Here is a 15,426-nt window from a genome sequence, read left to right as displayed (position 1 = left end):
CGTGAGCGTGGACATCGGCACCGGCGTGGTGGAGCAGTTCAAGGCCGCCTTCCGGGGATACCCGACGGGTGTGGCCGTCATCACCGTGGCCGGCCCGGACGGCCCGGCCGGGCTGACGGCCTCCAGCGTCGCCTCGGTGTCGCTCGCACCGCCCGCGCTGTCGTTCTCGGTGATGGACTCCCCGTCAGCGCGCCTGATCGCGGCGGCCGACCGCCTCGTGGTGAACATCCTCGGCGCCGAGCACGCCGACCTGGCCCGCGACTTCTCGCGCCCGGGCGCGCCGCGCTTCACCCCCGAGCAGGGCTGGACGATCCTGCCGACCGGCGAGCCGATCCTCCCCGGCGCACAGGCCGCCCTGCGCTGCGTGACACTGCACCGCCTCCCGGTCGGCGCCTCGATGGTGGTCGTCGCCGAGGTCGTCGCGGCGGAGGTCGGCCCGCCGGGCGGTCGCCTGATCTACCACGAGCGCCGCTTCGTGACCGAAGGCTAGGGCACGGGGGTCACGACGACCTTGAGGCCGGTGCGGGCGTTGCCGGTCTCGAAGGCCGTGGCCACCTGCTCCAGCGGGTAGGAGTGGCTCACCAGGGAGCGGACGTCGGCGCGGCCCGAGGAGACCAGGGCGGCGGCCCTCGGGTACACCTCCTTCATCCGGCGCACCATCGCGAAGGTCAGGCCCTTGCGGCGGGCCGTCGCGGCGGGGAACGCGGACGTCTCGGTGCTCGGGATGCCGCCGAGCACGACCCGGGCGCCGGGGCGGGCGGCGATGATCGCGGCCTCGATCGCGGCGTCGGTGCCGGCGATCTCGAAGGCCACGTCCACGCCGCGGCCGTCGGTGAAGGCGGCCAGCGCCGACTCGTAGCCGGGCGCGGCGGGGTCGAGCACGGCGTCGGCGCCGTAGCGGGCGGCGGCCTCGCGGCGGTGGGGGAGCGGGTCCGCGGAGAGCACGCGCGCGGCGCCGGCCGCCCGGGCGACCTGGATGAGCAGCAGGCCGATCGGGCCGGCGCCGATGACCGCGACGTCGGCGCCCAGCGGGACGTGGCCGAGGTCGACGGCGTGGATCGCCACGCCCAAGGGCTCGAGCATGGCGCCGTCGGCGTCGGTCATCGTGCCGGGGAGCGGGAACAGGCGGTCCGTCGGCCAGGGCAGGTAGCGCTGCAGGCCGCCGTCGCGCAGGCCGTGGCCGGCGAAGACGATGTCGCGGCACAGGTTCGGGTGGCCGGCCCGGCACAGGTCGCAGTGGCGGCACGGGATGGCGGGGTCGATCGCCACGCGCACGCCGTCGAGACGTCCGCCGCGGACGATGCCGGCCATCTCGTGGCCACCGACGATCGGGTGGGCGATGCGGGCGTCGCCGATGCCTCCCTCGGCCCACCAGTGCAGGTCGGATCCGCACAGGCCGACCGCGGTCACCTCGACCAGGCTCTCGCCGTCGGCCACCGTCGGCATGGGCTCGTCGGCCAGGCGGACGTCGCCGGCGGCGTGGAAGCGGGCGGTGCGGTTCAAACTTCCTCCAGCGCGGGGCGGGGAGCACGAGGCAGCGGTACGACCAGCGGCGTGCCCGTCGCCGGGTCCGGCACGACCAGGGCGGACAGGCCGAACACCGACTCGAGCACCTCCACGGTGAACCCCTCGGCGGGCCGGCCCTGCGCGACGATCCGGCCGTCGCGCATCGCCACGACGTGGTCGGCGTAGCGGGCGGCGAGGTTCAGGTCGTGCAGCACCATCACGATCGTACGGCCCGGCGGGGATGCTTCTCCGGACGGCCGCCGGTGTTCGGCGGGGCAGCAGAGGCTCGACCAGGAACCACTGGTCGTCGGTCAGGTCCGAGGGGTAATGACAAGCTCTTGCCGCCCGGATGCGCTATCTGAAATGATCCGCGACCGGTCGGGGCAGCGATTTCGGCCGGGCTTTGAGATAATTTTCGTATGCGGCAGCTACAATTGTTCACCACGAAAGAATTGGCTGCCATGCGCGACCGAACCAAATCGCGGCGGTATTCTCCCGCGGGCGAGGAGTTCCGCCGGGAACACGCGCGGCAACGGACCTGGGGCCTGGCCAGACGTGTTGTGCGGCGCAGATTCGTCGGCCGCCGGAATCCGCGAGCGCCGGAAATTGGAATCGTGCAATTCATCGAATACCGTCCGCACGGCCCACCGACGCCAATTTCTCGGACGTCCATTCGAGCCGCACGGAAGCCCCAGACCTCGAGACGTATATCAACCTTGCCGCGTTACGGTCTGGACCACCGACTGATGACCCGTACGGATCCGCCGGCGGCAGACGGTCTGGAGGAATCACCTTGGGCAGCGGCGGACCTGGACCACTGTGCCCCATTGATAAGGGCAGGCCGAAGGCGCCCTCCACCATCGGCCGAGCGTCGTTTGTCAGCCCCTCGTCCAAGTGAACCAGCGGTCTTGCCACGACGGCCCGCCACGGCCGCGCGGATGGCGAGCGGAACAGGGGAGCGCCAGAGTCCGGGCCGTCGTCGCACGAGCGCAGATGCACCTGGACGAGGGGCTGAGCAACGACGCTCGGCCGATGGTGGCGGGCGCCTTCGGCCTGCCCTTATCAACGGGGCACAGTGGTTCCAGGCCAGACCTGCCCTACGGTCATTCCTCCAGGCCGTCTGCCGCCGCCGGGTCCGTGCGGGTCATCAGTCGGTGGTCCAGACCGTGAGCGGCAAGGGTGGTGTTCGTTTCATGGTTCGCGGCTTTCTTGCGGCCCGAAACCATGCCGGGCGCGCTGCCGTATTTGTGGGGTTTTGGATGGATTTTAGCTGCCCCACTTTGAGCGCAGTGAACTTGTAGACTGCGCCGATGCGCCGGCGCCTCATCGTGATCGTTTTGACGGCCGTCGTGGTGTTGCTCGGCGGGGCCGGGGCCTACGCGGTGGCCCACCGGGACGTGGCGCCGGCCGATGCGCCGCTCGCGCTGGGGACGACCGCCCTGCTGCGCACGGACGCCGGGGAGGCGCGCGTGACCATGCACTCGGCCGTGGCCCGGCGGACCGGGTGCGATCAGGTGCGGCCGTCGGCGGCGAAGGTGTACCTCGTCGCCGACGTGACGATCGAGGCGGTCATGGGGGCGTGGCCGGTCGCCGCCGACGACTTCATGTACTTCGCGCCCTACGACGGCTCGTCGCACAGCATGAGCCTCGCCGTCGGGCCGCTCGGCGCCGACTGCGGCAGCGACCTGCCGCACCGCACCCTCACGGCGGGGGGCAAGGTGCACGGCACCGTGTTCTTCGGGCGGGACGCGCACAGCGGCGAGATCTACTACTCGACGCACGAGATGCGCAACGGTGTCTCCTGGCGGGTCGGCTGAGGCTCGGCCGCTGGCCGGCATGCATCCGGGCGTGCGTCCACCTGCTGGTTCGCATCCTTGCGCGGGCGGTGGGCCGCGGCCACGCGTTCACCAGGGCCGGGAGCGGGTAGAGATGGCGGGCCCGAGCGAAGGAGGCGGCCATGTCACCGATCGCCACCGTCAACCCGTACACCGCCGAGACGGTCCGCGAGTTCGAGCCGATGGGTGCCGGTGCCGTCGACGCGGCCGTGCGCCGGGCCGCCCGGGCGTTCACCGGATGGCGTTCGACGCCGGCGACGGATCGGGCCGAGGTGCTGCACCGCGCCGCCCGGATGGCCGCCGACCGGGCCGAGGAGCTCGAGGCGCTCATCACCCTCGAGACCGGCAAGCTGATCCGGCACAGCCGCGCCGAGGTCGACCTGGCCGTGCGGACCCTGCGGTACTACGCCGACGAGGGGCCGGCCCTGATCGCCGACGAGCCGCTGAAGGTCGAGCGCGGCACCGCCGTGCTGCGCAACGATCCGCTCGGGCCGGTCCTCGGCGTGCAGCCGGGGCACTTCCCGTTCTTTCACGCCGTGCGCTTCGCCGCGCCGAACCTGGTGCTGGGCAACACCGTGCTCGTGCGGCCCGCCGCCGGCTGCCCGCAGACGGCCCTCGCGCTCGCCGAGGTGCTCGCGGAGGCCGGCGCCGGCGAGGGGTGCTTCGAGGTGCTGCTGGTCGAGGACCGCGACGTCGGCGCCGTCGTCGAGCACGAGCAGGTCTGCGCCGCGTCGCTCATCGGCGCCGAGGCGGGCGGCGACGCGGGTGGCGCCGGGCTCGCCGAGCGCGCCGGTCGGCGGGCCAAGAAGACCGTGCTGGACCTCGGCGGCCGGGACCCCTTCATCGTCCTGGACGGCGAGCATCTCGAGCGCACCGTGGAGGCCGCCGTCGCGAGCCGGCTGCACAACATGGGCCAGGGCGGCATCAGCGCGCGCCGCATGATCGTCGTGCGGAAGGTGTACGCCGAGTTCGTGGCCCTGCTGGCCGAGCGTTTTCACGCCCTGCGCCCCGGCGACCCGGCCGACGCCTCGACGACCCTCGCCCCGCTGTGCTCGGAGGCCGCGGCCGCGCGCCTGATGGACCAGCTCGACGACGCGTGCGAGCGCGGCGCGACGGCGGTGACGGGCGGCCACCGCATCGACCGGCGCGGCGCCTTCGTCGAGCCGACCGTGCTCACCGGGGTCCGCCCGGACATGCGCGCCTACCACGAGGAGCTCGCCGGCCCGGTGGCGGTCGTGTTCCCGGTCGCCGACGAGGAGGCGGCGGTCGCGCTGGCCAACGACTCGCCCTACGGCCTCGGCGGCGCCGTCTTCGCCGGCGACGTCCTGCGCGCGCACGCGGTCGCCGACCGGCTGGAGACCGGCATGGTGTGGATCAACCACCCGACGACGTCGGAGCCCAACCTGCCCTTCGGCGGCGTCAAGCGCTCCGGCTACGGCCGGGAGCTGGCGCACGCCGGCATCACCGAGTTCGCCAACCGCCGCCTGGTCGTGGAGAACTCGGCCTACGGCCCGGTCGGCGACGCCCTGGGCTGAGCCTAGAACGCCATCGCGGCCACCGCCGAGTCGACGTCCTCGGCCAGCAGGTCGGGCAGGAAGCCGATGAGGTCGAGGGTGAAGCGGACCATGCCCTCGGCCGGCGCCGCCACCCGCACGGGCGCGCCGCGGTCGCTGAACGCGGTCACCACCCGGTCGAGGCACAGCAGGCCCGCGCTGTCCAGGAACGTCGTCTCGGTGAGGTCCAGCACGACGCCGGTGTTCGCCCGCACGCTGACGAGCACGTCCTGCTCGACGAGGGGCGCGGTGGCGTGGTCGATCTCGCCGAGCAGCTGCACGACCTCGCAGCCGCCGGAGGTGTACACCCGGACCTGACGCTCGCCGTTCATCTCACCGCCTCCTGGCCTGGTCGCCGAACCTGCGGCGCATCAGGACCGTGGTCCCCGAACCCCGGTCGATCACCAGGTCGTCCATGAGGCGCCCGATCAGCGCCAGGCCGCGGCCGCGCTGCAGGGCCGAGCGCGGCGGGCGCCATTGCCCGGCGTCGGCGACCCGCACGGCCACGACGTCGTCGTCGACCTGGGCCAGCACGTTCACCGTGCGGCTTTCGTCGAGGCCGTAGCCGTGCTCGATCGAGTTGGCGACCGCCTCGGCGGTGGCCAGTACGATGCCGAACCGGTCGTAGTCGCCGATGCCCTGCGCGCCGAGCCAGCGGTCCAGCGCGGCGCGCAGCCCGGCCAGCTCCGACATGCGGGCCGGCACGTCGGCGCGGAACGGCGGCGCGTCGGCGTAGTCCAGCGCCAGCAGGCACATGTCGTCGTGCCCGCCCTCGCCGGGCAGCATGCCGTCGCTGAGCGTGCCGGCCAGCGACGCCAGGGGCGTCTGCCAGTGTTCGGCGGCGAGCGCGGCGAGGCGGTCGAGGCGCTGGTGCAGCCGCTCGCCGCGGCGCTCGACGAGGCCGTCGGTGTACATCAGCAGCCGCGACCCGCGCGGCACCGTGAGCGCCGCCTCGCGGCGACCCCGGCCGGCCGCGGTCGCGCCGAGCGGGCCGGAGCGCGCCCCCCACAGGAAGCTCGGCACCCCGCCGGGCTGGACCAGCAGCGGCGGCGGGTGCCCGGCGCACGCGTAGCGCAGCTCGCCGGTGTCGAGGGCCAGCTCGGCGTACGCCAGCGTCGTCATCTGCCCGGCGGCGAACGAGGCGACGAAGTCGTCCATGTGCCGCAGCACCTCGGCGGGCCCGTCGCGCGCGGTGGCGAGCGCCCGCACGGCGCTGCGCAGCTGGCCCATGGCGCTGGCGGCGTGCAGGCCGCGGCCCACGACGTCGCCGACGACGATGCCGACGCTCTCGGCCGACGTGGCGAAGACGTCGTACCAGTCGCCGCCGACCTCCAGCGAGTGCACGGCCGGGCGGTAGGCGGTCACCACCCGGTAGCGCGGGTCCTTCGGCCACTGCCCGGCCAGGAGGCTGCGCTGCAGGGTGTGCGCCACCTCCCGGTCGCGCTCGGCGAGCCGGGCGTTGTCCAGCGACAGCCCGGCCCGGTAGGCGAGGTCGGCGAGGAACTCGGGGCCGATGTTGCCGGCGGCGGCGACGTCGCCGGCAACGAGCAGCAGCGTGCCGAGGACGGTGTTGCGCGCCCGCAGCGGCAGCACCATGGCCCGGCGCCCATCGGTGGAGATCAGCGGCACCGCGGTCACCGGCCCGGCACGGCCGGCGGCGTGGACGGTGGCGCGCACGTCGTGCGGGATCGTCCAGCCGGCGGCGTCCCGGCCGTCGGTGGGCGCGGCCGCACGCCAGGCCGGCTCGCCGGCGGGTGCGAGGTCGATCTGGGCGTAGTCGGCGACGTCGGGCACGAGCAGCTCGACGAGCCGGCGCGCCCGGCCGTTGCACCCGACGGTCTCGTCGAGGTTGCGGCTCAGCCGGGCCAGGAACCCGGACTGCCAGGCCCGCCGGGTCGTCTCCTCCAGCAGCCGGATGCGGTCGAGGGCCTGCCCGGCCTGCCGCCCGATGGTGCGCATCAGCTCGATCTCGCCGTCGTCGAAGGACTGATCGGCGGTGAACATGAACGACACGACCCCCAGCACCCGCAGGTCCGCCAGCAGCGGCGCGACGATCCGCGCGCCGTCCTCGCCCGTGTGCCGCACGACCTCCAGCCGCGCGGCGGCGCGCGCCTCCGGGCCGGGGTCGTCGAGCGAGACCAGGTCGCCGTCCGGGTGCAGCGGGCGCAGCGCGGCCTCGGCCGGGTCCAGCAGCCAGACCCCGGTCCGCGCGGCCGCGAACGCCTCACCGCCGATCTGCACGATCGGGCCCGCGATCTGCTCGGCGTGCTCGATCGCCGCGCAGCTCACGACCAGCTCCTGCAGCAGCCGGACCCGGGTGGCGTTGCGCTCGGCGCGGCGCCGCTCGGCCAGCAGCTCCCGTTCGTAGGTGCGCCGGGTCGTCGCGTCGAACACGGTCATGCGCACCGTCGCCGGCGTGCCCGCCGGCCCGTCGCGCAGCAGCGCGTTGACGAGCGCGTCGAGCCGGGTGCCGTCGGCGCGGCGGAACTCGGCGGCGATTTCGCGGACCTCGCCCTGGATGTGCAGCAGCGGCGCGACGTGGGTCTCGTGGAAGATCCGGCTGCCGGCGGCGTAGATCTCCTGCACCCGCCGCCCGGCGAGCTGCTCGCGCGAGTACCCCGTCCAGTCCAGGAACGTGCGGTTGACCCGCACGATGGTGCCGTCGGGCCGCAGCGACAGGTACCCGCACGGTGCGCTGTCGTAGAGATCCTCGGCGCTGTCCTCGGGCGGCTCCGCCGGCACGGTCAGCCGTCCCGCAGGAAGGCGCGGATCGCCTCGTAGGTCTCGTCGGGCGCGCTCAGGTTGGGGCAGTGGCCGGTCGCCTGCAGCACGACGAGCGAGCTGCCGGGGAGGTTGTCGCGGACGTACTCGCCGACCTCGACCGGCGCGATGACGTCCTCGGAGCACTGCAGGATCAGCGCCGGCACGCCGACGCGGGGCAGGTCGGCCCGGTTGTCCGAGCGGAACGTCACCTCGGCGAACTGCCGGGCGATGGCCGGGTCGGTGCGGCAGAAGCTGTTGGTCAGCTCCTCGGCGAGCTCCGTCCGCCCGGCGTTGCCCATGACGACCGGGGCCATCGCGCTGGACCAGCCCAGGTAGTTGCTGTCCAGCGAGTCGAGCAGCTCGTCGATCTCGGACCGGCTGAAGCCGCCGCGGTAGCCGTCGTCGTCGAGGTACCGCGGCGACGGCCCGACGAGGACCAGCCGCCGGAAGCGCCCCGGCTCGTCGATCGCGGCCAGCATCCCGATCATCGCCGAGACCGAGTGCCCGACGAACACGACGTCGCGCAGGTCGAGTTCGGCGAGGATCTGCAGCAGGTCCTCGGCGTATCCGCCCAGCGAGGCGTAGCGGCGCGGGTCGTAGGCGGACAGGTCGGACCCGCCGTGGCCGACGTGGTCGAACAGCACGATGCGGTGGTCGCCGGCGAACCGCGGCGCCACGAACCGCCACATGTTCTGGTCGCAGCCGAAGCCGTGCGAGAAGACCATGGCGGGGGCGGATTCGGGGCCGAGCAGCCGGACGTTGTTGCGTTCGACAACGCTCACGGGCTGTGACGCTACTCGGGCAGGGCGTAAGTATTCAAGACGGACCTGACACTTGGGTCATCCGGTGGGGGACAAGTGCCCGTCGCAGGAGCCGCCGGTGGACTTGACGCCGTCGGGGCAGACGACGTTCACCCAGGTCGTGTCGGACAGGTCGGCGTCGGAGAAGCGCGCGCCGCGCAGGTTGGAGTCGGTCAGGGTGGCCGAGGACAGGTCGGCGCCGCGGACGTCGGCGCCGTGCAGGTCCGCGCGCACGAACGACACGGCGTGCAGGTTGGCCTTGTGCAGCCGGGCCTGTTCCAGCCCGACGTCGGTGAGGGTGCTCCCGCGCAGGTCGGCGCCGGCGAGGTCGGCGCGGACCAGCTTCACGCCGGTGAACTCGGCGTCGTGGGCGACGGCCAGGGTGAGGTCGGCGCCGCTGAGGTCCACGTCGGTCATGGCCGAGTCGCGCAGCGTCGCCCGGTGCAGGTTGGCGCCGCTGAGGTTGGCCGAGCCGACCGGGCCGTCCACTGTGGAGCGTTCGAGGTTGACGCAGCGCATCGGCCGGCCGTCGAGGTCGATCGCGGTGACGGTGCGCCCGCCCAGGTCGGCCGCGCGGGAGGCGGCCTTGGCGTCGGGGCAGCGGCGGCCGTGGTCCTCGCCGCCCCGGCCGCGGCCCAGCATCAACGCCCCGGCGACCAGGGCGGCCGCGATCAGGGCGATCGCGCCGACGCGCCGACGGGCCCGCATGCCTCCATGGTGCCCGCCGCTGCGGCGGCCGCCGGATGATCCGCCGGGGGAGGGTGGTCGCCGCGGTACCGCATAAGCTACCGTCCGGTAATGACGAGAGCGCTGGTGCTCGGCGGTGGCGGCATGACCGGCATCGCCTGGGAGTTCGGGATCCTCGGCGGCCTGGCCCGGGCCGGCGTCACCGTCGGCGACGCCGACACGATCGTGGGGACCTCGGCCGGCTCGGTGGTCGGCTCAGTGGTCGCCGCCGGCCTCGACCTCGCCGAGGCGATCGCCTACCAGCGCACGGTCGGCTCGCTCGGCGCCGCGCCGGCCGTCGACATCACCCCGGCCCTGGCGGCGTTCGCGCTGCTGGCCGACCGCTCGATCACCCGCGCCGAGGCGATGGCCCGGGTCGGGCGGATGGCCCTGGACGCCGAGACCGGCGAGGAGGACGAGCACGTACGGCGGCTGGGCGCCCAGCTGCCGGTGGCCGAGTGGCCGGAGCGCGACCTGCGCATCACCGCCGTGGACACGGCCGGCGGCGAGCCGGCGGTGTTCGACCGGGCTTCGGGTGTACCGCTGGCGCTGGCTGTTGCGGCGAGTTGCGCGGTGCCGTGCGTCTTCCCGCCGGTGACCATCGACGGACGGCGGTTCATGGACGGCGGCGTGCGCTCCGGCACCAACGCCGACCTGGCCGCGGGCGCCGAGGCGATCGTGGTGATCGCCCCGATGGGCGCGCTGCTGCGCCCGGTGATCGAGCGCGAGATCGCCACCGTGGGCGCCGCGCGCAGCCTGGTGATCGAGCCCGACGACGGCGCGGTGGAGGCGATCGGGCCCAACGTGCTGGACCCGTCGCGGCGGGCCGCGGCGGCCGACGCCGGCCTGCGCCAGGGCGAGGCCCTCGCCGCCGCGGTCCGCGAGATCTGGAGTCAATAACCGATGCGGAAGGTGGCGTCCTGCTTGTCGGTCGCCGAGGAGCTCGACGAGATCGGGTCGATGCGCAGGACGTAGTTGGAGTGGCGGACGTAGCGGGTCGGGTAGTTGTACGACCGCAGCGAGGTCCATGCCGAGTCGGCGAAGCCCGCCGCCTTGTAGAACGTGGCGTCGGCGGCGAACGTGCTCGTTTCGTCGTTGGCGTTGAGGACCAGCGCGTAGTTGGAGTGGCGCAGGTAGCGGTCGGGGTAGTTGACCGAGCGCAGCGACACGCCCGCGGCGTCGGCCAGGCCCGGCACCACGGTCCACAGCTGGTCCTGGTACGGGTCGAACGGGTAGGCGTCGATGCGCCCGACGTTGTTGGAGTGCCGCACGTAGCGGTCCGGGAAGTTGTACGACTTGATCCGGTTCCAGGCCGGCGCGCCCCACTTCGACGTCATCGCCGACATCTCCGCCGAGGTGATCGGCGTGATGCCCGGGTGCTTGGAGTTGAGCGGCTGCGTGTAGGCGCGGTCGCCCAGCAGGCTCCACGAGCCGCCGGCCACGTCCGAGGTCTGCCAGCAGAAGAAGCGGCCGTTGGGGCTCCAGGTGTCGCCCCACATGTACCACGTGTTCGCGGTGTTGGACTTGACGATCTGCGGCGCCTCGACGCCGCGGCCGGGGCCGATCGCGCCGGTGTAGATCGAGAAGCTGCCCGGGTTGAGCGAGCTCGACCGGGTGCCGAGCAGCGTGCTGTTGGTGTTGTTCTTGAAGTACAGGTAGTTGACGCCGTTGACGCTGACGAAGTCGCCGTCGATGGCGTCGTATCCGGGGTCGAAGAACGTCTGCGGCGCCGAGGCGGTCACGAAGTCGCTGGTGTAGTTGACCATCAGCACGTTGTGGCCGCCGGTGACGGCCGAGTAGACGACCGCGTACTGCCCGCGTGAGGCGTCCCAGTAGGCCTCCGGCGCCCACGCGTGCGTCGCGAGGGAGTGCACCTTGAGCAGCCGGTAGCCGGTGAAGGTGCGCAGGTCGGCGGAGTCCCACACGTGGATGTACTGGCTCTGGTACGACCAGTCGGTGCCGTTGAGGTCGGTGGCGAGCACGACGAAGCCGCCGGCCTGCTTGCGCAGGATGAACGGGTCGCGCAGGCCCTTGCTGCCCAGCGTGGGCGTGGCGACGGCATTGTTCTGGTTGAGCGGGGTCCAGTTGAGCCCGTCGGCGCTCACCGCCAGGTGCAGGCCGTAGTTGGCGGCGGCCATCGTCGGGGACTCGGTGAAGTACGCCATGGCGTAGCCGTTGTAGGTGGCCGCGGCGGCGGTGCCGGGCCGGACGAGCGCTGCGCCGATGCCGGCCGCGCCGACAGCGGACAGGAGAGTGCGACGCTTCAAGAGGTCACCTCAGGCGTGTTATCGCTCACATAGCCGTCCCGCGGGGTCGCTGCCGATCCCTGTGAGGCTGAGCGGCGAGCTTTGGCGGAGATAATGCTGCCGGAGAGATGAGCGGGTGTTGGCGATGTTATCGCTCACATCGACGATGTCAAGAGTCCACCAGGCGGCGAACGGAGTCGAACATTCCCGGTCGGCGCACCAGGGACATCGACGAGCGGCGGACCACCAGCTCGGGCGCGACGAGCACTCGCTGGGACGGGCGGCGCTCGCCGTCGATCAGGCGGGAGACCATGAGCTCGACCGCGAGCCGGCCGACGTGGTGCTTCGGCGGGCGCACCGCGGTCAGCGCGGGCTCGGCCAGGTGCGCGACCTCGTCGTCGTAGGAGACCAGCGCCAGGTCGTCGGGCACGGCCACGCCGTGCTCGGCGCAGTACTGCGCGACCGACATGGCGTCGGGGTCGCTGTGCACGATCAGCGCGGTGACCCCCGAGCGGCGGCACTCGGCCAGGACGTCGCGGATGATCCGCCGGTGCCCGCGCGGCGCCAGCGCGACGGACTCGCGCACCACCGTCGCGTCGGAGATGCCCAGCTCCGCGCAGGCGCCGCGCCAGCCCTGCAGCAGGTGGGCCGAGGTCGGGCTGCCGCGCGACAGCACCAGCCCGATGCGGCGGTGGCCCTGCTGGTGCAGGTGGTGTACGGCGATCTCGCAGCCCAGCGCGTGGTCGCTGCGCACGCACTCGATCGGCCGCGGCGCCGCGGTCCACCGCGGCGGCTGGCGCTCGACGAGGATCGTCGGCACCGGCAGCCGGCCGATCCAGTCGATCATCTCGGCGCCGCGCTCCCCGTCGAGGCTCGGCGCGAGCAGCAGCCCCTGGACCTGGTTGGCCTCCACGAGCCGGCCGATCTGGCGGCGGTCCTCGTCGGGGTCGTAGGAGGAGCCGCGCAGCTGCAGCGTCACCCCGAGCGCCGCGGCGGCGGCCCGCGCGCCGGCCACGATCGGCGGCCAGTAGAAGTCCAGCGACGGCACGACGATGCCGATCGTGAACCGCCCGGCGCCGGCCGGCCGGGCGGGTGCGGCGCGTCGCGGCGCCGCGGCCGGACCGCCCTGGCTGGGCAGCGTGGCGCCGCCGTGCACGCGGGTGACGAGGTTGCGCTCGGCGAGCGCGGCGATGTCGCGGCGGATCGTCAGCTCGCTCACGCCGAGCTCGCGGGCCAGATCGCTGACCCGCACGGCGCCGCTGCGGCGCAGCTCGCTCAGCACGCGCTCGTGCCGCTGCACGCCGAACATGCGCCGCGTCATGGGCATTTCCGATCACACCGATGTTTCGTGTCCGTAAACATAGGCGGGTGACGATGGGTCGTCAACCGGGTGCGCCGCTCGTCAGCGCGGCGGCGCCGACGAGCCGCGCACCCGCAGGGCCGGGCTGATGACGACCCGGTGCGCGGGCCGGTCGGGGTCGGCGAGCCGGTCGGCGACGAGGCGCACGGCGGCCCGGCCGATGGAGCGCCGGGGCGGGCGCACCGCGGTCAGCGCCGGGCTGAACAGGCCCGCCACCTCGTCGTCGTAGGCGACCACCGACAGGTCGCCCGGCACCGCCAGGCCGCGCTCCTCGCACCGCTGCACCAGCGCGATCGCCTCGGCGTCGGCGTGCACGAGCATCGCCGTGGTGCCGGTGGACAGGCACCGGTCGAGGACGGCCCGCGAGCCCGGCTCCAACGCCCTGCTGCTGCACGGCGTCTACGACAAGCCGAAGGGCGTCGGCGTGGACGAGGGCAACCTGTGGGGCGACTACTTCTACCTCGAGGCCCTGACCCGCGCCGCCCGCCCAGGCTGGACGGCACCCTGGCTTCCTTGAGGTCGCCCCGGTCGCGCCTGGCCGATAACATCGACGCTGCGGATCATGCTTACGAAATTCCTCGAAAATCTCGGCAGAGCGTGTCGGATCGAGGCAGGGTCGCTCGTAGGAGGGGTGAACGGCGGCCCGAGGGGCCGGCCACACGACGACTGGAGATGATTCCGATGGCGCAGTACCTGATGTCCGTGCTCTTCGACACCGCGCCCTACTCCGCCACCGCGGAGGAGATGGCCGCGATCGACGCCTTCAACGAGCAGATGCAGGCCGACGGCCAGTGGGTCTTCGCCGGCGGCCTCGGGGCGCCCAGCACCGCCACCGTCGTGGACGGCCGGGACGGTGAGGCGGTGTTCACCGACGGGCCCTACGTGGAGTCGAAGGAGTTCGCCGGCGGCCTCTGGATCATCGAGGCCCCCGACCTCGACGTGGCGCTCCGGCTCGCCGCCCAGGGTTCGAAGGCCTGCAACCGCAAGATCGAGCTCCGGCCGTTCCTGAGCGAATGACCGACGCCGGCGAAGCGATCACCCGGGCCCACCGCGAGGAGTGGGCCCAGGTGGTCGCCACCCTGGCCAGGCGCGTCGGCGACCTCGACATCGCCGAGGAGATGACCGCCGAGGCGTTCGCGACCGCCGTCGAGCGCTGGCCGGCCGACGGCGTGCCTCCCAACCCCGGCGCGTGGCTCACCACCACCGCGTACCGCAAGGCCATCGACCGCCACCGGCGCGAGGCCAGGCGCGAGAAGAAGCACAAGGAGGCGCTGATGCTGTCCGACCCCCCGGAGCCGCTCGGCGCCATCGACGACGACCGGCTCCGCCTCGTCTTCACCTGCTGCCACCCAGCCCTGGCCATGGAGGCGCGCATCGCGCTGACCCTGCGGATGGTCGGCGGCCTCACCGTGCCCGAGATCGCCCGCGCGTTCCTGGTGCAGGAGACCGCGATGGGCCAGCGCATCACCCGCGCGAAGGGCAAGATCAAGGCGGCGAAGATCCCCTATCGCGTGCCGTCACGCGAGGACCTCCCCGCCCGCGTCACCGGCGTGCTCGCCGTCCTCTACCTGATCTTCAACGAGGGCTACCTGCCCTCGGACCCCGAGAAGGAGGCGCTCCGCAGCGACCTGACCGCCGAGGCGATCCGGCTGACCCGCCTGGTCCGCGCCTTGATGCCGGCGGACGGCGAGGTCGCCGGACTCCTGGCGCTGATGCTCCTGACGGAGGCCCGCCGCGCCGCCCGGGTGTCGGCGAGCGGTGAGCTCGTCGCCCTCGACGAGCAGGACCGCGGCGCCTGGAACCGCGAACTGATCGCCGAGGGCCACGCCTTGGTCCGCGCGCGCCTCGCCTCCGGCCAGGCTCCGGGCCGCTACCAGATCCTGGCCGCGATCAACGCCGTGCACACCGACGCCCGCGACATCCGCGACACCGACTGGTCGCAGGTCCTTGCGCTGTACAACCAGCTGCTCCGCCTCGACCCGTCGCCGATCGTGCGCCTCAACCGGGCGATCGCGGTCGCCGAGATCGACGGGCCGGAGGTCGCGCTGGCGGAGGTCGAGCGCCTCCCGCTGGAGGGCTACCACGCCTTCCACGCCACCCACGCCGACCTGTTGCGCCGGTTGGGCCGCAGCGAGGAGTCGCGGGCGGCGTACGACCGGGCCATCGCGCTGGCCGGCAACACCGCCGAGACGGCATACCTGACTCGTCGCCGCGACCAGTTGGCCCGCCCCTGAACCCGCACCACCCACCCCCGCCACCTCAGCCACATCCCCCAGCGCGGACCTTCCCTTACGCGAGGCCCGCCGCACGCCGCTCGCCCGTCGGTCCGCGTTCGCGACGAACATGTTCGCCAGCTCGCCCGCGCGGCCCGTCCAGCCGCGTTCGTAACGAACATGTTCGCCAGCGTCATCGCCTCCACCGCCCGGCCGCGTTCGTCGCGAACGTGTTCGCTAGCGCCCTGGGGGGCGCTCGCCCGGCCGCGTTCGTAACGAACATGTTCGCTAGCGCCCGGGATCGCTCGTCCGGCCGTGTTCGTGACGAACGTGTTCGGCAGTGCGGTGGCGTCGTCCGTCGGGTCGTGTTCGTGACGAACGTGTTCGCTAGCGCGCTCGTGTCGTGCGTCCGGCCGTGTTCGTG

The 15,426-nt window shown here is 73.2% G+C and carries 16 protein-coding genes; 7 read left to right on the top strand and 9 right to left on the bottom strand.

Going from position 1 to position 15,426, the window contains the following annotated elements:
• Position 1 precedes the first annotated feature (1 nt).
• On the top strand, positions 2-490 hold the full coding sequence (locus tag ABD901_RS16645) for a flavin reductase family protein (protein WP_345127744.1): 489 nt from the start codon (positions 2-4) through the stop codon (positions 488-490).
• On the opposite strand, the gene ABD901_RS16640 is transcribed toward ABD901_RS16645, so the two are convergent.
• Both ABD901_RS16640 and ABD901_RS16635 read right to left on the bottom strand, forming a co-directional pair.
• Positions 487-1,503, bottom strand: coding sequence for a zinc-binding dehydrogenase (locus ABD901_RS16640; RefSeq protein WP_345127743.1), 1,017 nt, complete (start codon positions 1,501-1,503; stop codon positions 487-489). The genes ABD901_RS16645 and ABD901_RS16640 overlap by 4 nt on opposite strands.
• Entirely contained in the window at positions 1,500-1,724 is a 225-nt protein-coding gene (locus tag ABD901_RS16635; protein ID WP_345127742.1) for an ATP-binding cassette domain-containing protein, read from the bottom strand. Before ABD901_RS16635 ends, ABD901_RS16640 begins: the two co-directional genes overlap by 4 nt.
• Positions 1,725-2,816: 1,092 nt before the next feature.
• Between ABD901_RS16635 and ABD901_RS16630 the strand changes: the two genes are divergently transcribed.
• The gene (locus ABD901_RS16630; protein ID WP_345127741.1) at positions 2,817-3,323 is read left to right on the top strand and encodes a hypothetical protein; all 507 of its coding nucleotides are present in this window, start codon (positions 2,817-2,819) and stop codon (positions 3,321-3,323) included.
• A 140-nt stretch (positions 3,324-3,463) separates the two neighbouring features.
• Positions 3,464-4,876, top strand: a complete 1,413-nt coding sequence (locus ABD901_RS16625; protein ID WP_345127740.1) for an aldehyde dehydrogenase family protein — start codon at positions 3,464-3,466, stop codon at positions 4,874-4,876.
• Between the two features lie 2 nt (positions 4,877-4,878).
• On the opposite strand, the gene ABD901_RS16620 is transcribed toward ABD901_RS16625, so the two are convergent.
• From ABD901_RS16620 to ABD901_RS16605, 4 genes are read right to left on the bottom strand one after another with little or no spacing between them, the layout of a single operon-like run.
• A complete protein-coding gene (locus tag ABD901_RS16620) occupies positions 4,879-5,226 on the bottom strand; it encodes an STAS domain-containing protein (protein WP_345127737.1) in 348 nt (115 codons plus the stop codon).
• 1 nt (position 5,227) lies between these two features.
• Positions 5,228-7,636, bottom strand: a complete 2,409-nt coding sequence (locus ABD901_RS16615) for a SpoIIE family protein phosphatase (RefSeq protein ID WP_345127736.1) — start codon at positions 7,634-7,636, stop codon at positions 5,228-5,230.
• 2 nt (positions 7,637-7,638) lie between these two features.
• Positions 7,639-8,439 carry an alpha/beta fold hydrolase gene (locus ABD901_RS16610; protein ID WP_345127735.1) on the bottom strand — a complete coding sequence of 267 codons (801 nt, stop codon included), beginning with the start codon at positions 8,437-8,439 and terminating at the stop codon, positions 7,639-7,641.
• 57 nt (positions 8,440-8,496) lie between these two features.
• Positions 8,497-9,165, bottom strand: a complete 669-nt coding sequence (locus tag ABD901_RS16605) for a pentapeptide repeat-containing protein (protein WP_345127734.1) — start codon at positions 9,163-9,165, stop codon at positions 8,497-8,499.
• A 90-nt stretch (positions 9,166-9,255) separates the two neighbouring features.
• Here ABD901_RS16605 and ABD901_RS16600 point away from each other — a divergent pair, with 90 nt between their 5' ends.
• Complete coding sequence (locus ABD901_RS16600) at positions 9,256-10,083, top strand: patatin-like phospholipase family protein (protein WP_345127733.1); 828 nt, start codon at positions 9,256-9,258, stop codon at positions 10,081-10,083.
• Here ABD901_RS16600 and ABD901_RS16595 read toward each other — a convergent pair.
• The 3 genes from ABD901_RS16595 to ABD901_RS16585 all read right to left on the bottom strand — a co-directional run bounded on the left by ABD901_RS16595 (position 10,077) and on the right by ABD901_RS16585 (position 13,110).
• Positions 10,077-11,450 (bottom strand): glycoside hydrolase family 43 protein, encoded by a 1,374-nt coding sequence (locus tag ABD901_RS16595; protein WP_345127732.1) that lies wholly within the window; start codon positions 11,448-11,450, stop codon positions 10,077-10,079. The two genes, ABD901_RS16600 and ABD901_RS16595, sit on opposite strands and share 7 nt — an antisense overlap.
• 148 nt (positions 11,451-11,598) lie before the next feature.
• The gene (locus ABD901_RS16590) at positions 11,599-12,750 is read right to left on the bottom strand and encodes a substrate-binding domain-containing protein (protein WP_345127731.1); all 1,152 of its coding nucleotides are present in this window, start codon (positions 12,748-12,750) and stop codon (positions 11,599-11,601) included.
• 81 nt (positions 12,751-12,831) lie between these two features.
• Positions 12,832-13,110 (bottom strand): substrate-binding domain-containing protein, encoded by a 279-nt coding sequence (locus tag ABD901_RS16585; protein ID WP_345127730.1) that lies wholly within the window; start codon positions 13,108-13,110, stop codon positions 12,832-12,834.
• A gap of 7 nt (positions 13,111-13,117) precedes the next feature.
• On the opposite strand from ABD901_RS16585, the gene ABD901_RS16580 reads away from it, so the two are divergent.
• The 3 genes from ABD901_RS16580 (at position 13,118) to ABD901_RS16570 (ending at position 15,023) form a co-directional block, all read left to right on the top strand.
• Complete coding sequence (locus tag ABD901_RS16580; RefSeq protein WP_345127729.1) at positions 13,118-13,306, top strand: hypothetical protein; 189 nt, start codon at positions 13,118-13,120, stop codon at positions 13,304-13,306.
• Between the two features lie 164 nt (positions 13,307-13,470).
• Entirely contained in the window at positions 13,471-13,806 is a 336-nt protein-coding gene (locus tag ABD901_RS16575; RefSeq protein ID WP_345127727.1) for a YciI family protein, read from the top strand.
• Positions 13,803-15,023 carry an RNA polymerase sigma factor gene (locus ABD901_RS16570; RefSeq protein ID WP_345127726.1) on the top strand — a complete coding sequence of 407 codons (1,221 nt, stop codon included), beginning with the start codon at positions 13,803-13,805 and terminating at the stop codon, positions 15,021-15,023. Before ABD901_RS16575 ends, ABD901_RS16570 begins: the two co-directional genes overlap by 4 nt.
• The last annotated feature ends 403 nt before the right edge of the window (positions 15,024-15,426 follow it).

The organism is Dactylosporangium darangshiense (assembly GCF_039537565.1).
GTDB lineage: Bacteria > Actinomycetota > Actinomycetes > Mycobacteriales > Micromonosporaceae > Dactylosporangium > Dactylosporangium darangshiense.
This window is presented reverse-complemented; position numbering and strand designations above follow the sequence as displayed.

Excerpts from the sequence above, each read along its gene's own strand:
- ABD901_RS16635 (WP_345127742.1), bottom strand. The coding sequence starts at position 1,724 with ATGGTGCTGCACGACCTGAACCTCGCCGCCCGCTACGCCGACCACGTC.
- ABD901_RS16630 (WP_345127741.1), top strand. The coding sequence starts at position 2,817 with ATGCGCCGGCGCCTCATCGTGATCGTTTTGACGGCCGTCGTGGTGTTG.
- ABD901_RS16625 (WP_345127740.1), top strand. The coding sequence starts at position 3,464 with ATGTCACCGATCGCCACCGTCAACCCGTACACCGCCGAGACGGTCCGC.
- ABD901_RS16620 (WP_345127737.1), bottom strand. The coding sequence starts at position 5,226 with ATGAACGGCGAGCGTCAGGTCCGGGTGTACACCTCCGGCGGCTGCGAG.
- ABD901_RS16605 (WP_345127734.1), bottom strand. The coding sequence starts at position 9,165 with ATGCGGGCCCGTCGGCGCGTCGGCGCGATCGCCCTGATCGCGGCCGCC.
- ABD901_RS16600 (WP_345127733.1), top strand. The coding sequence starts at position 9,256 with ATGACGAGAGCGCTGGTGCTCGGCGGTGGCGGCATGACCGGCATCGCC.
- ABD901_RS16590 (WP_345127731.1), bottom strand. The coding sequence starts at position 12,750 with ATGACGCGGCGCATGTTCGGCGTGCAGCGGCACGAGCGCGTGCTGAGC.
- ABD901_RS16585 (WP_345127730.1), bottom strand. The coding sequence starts at position 13,110 with ATGCTCGTGCACGCCGACGCCGAGGCGATCGCGCTGGTGCAGCGGTGC.
- ABD901_RS16575 (WP_345127727.1), top strand. The coding sequence starts at position 13,471 with ATGGCGCAGTACCTGATGTCCGTGCTCTTCGACACCGCGCCCTACTCC.
- ABD901_RS16570 (WP_345127726.1), top strand. The coding sequence starts at position 13,803 with ATGACCGACGCCGGCGAAGCGATCACCCGGGCCCACCGCGAGGAGTGG.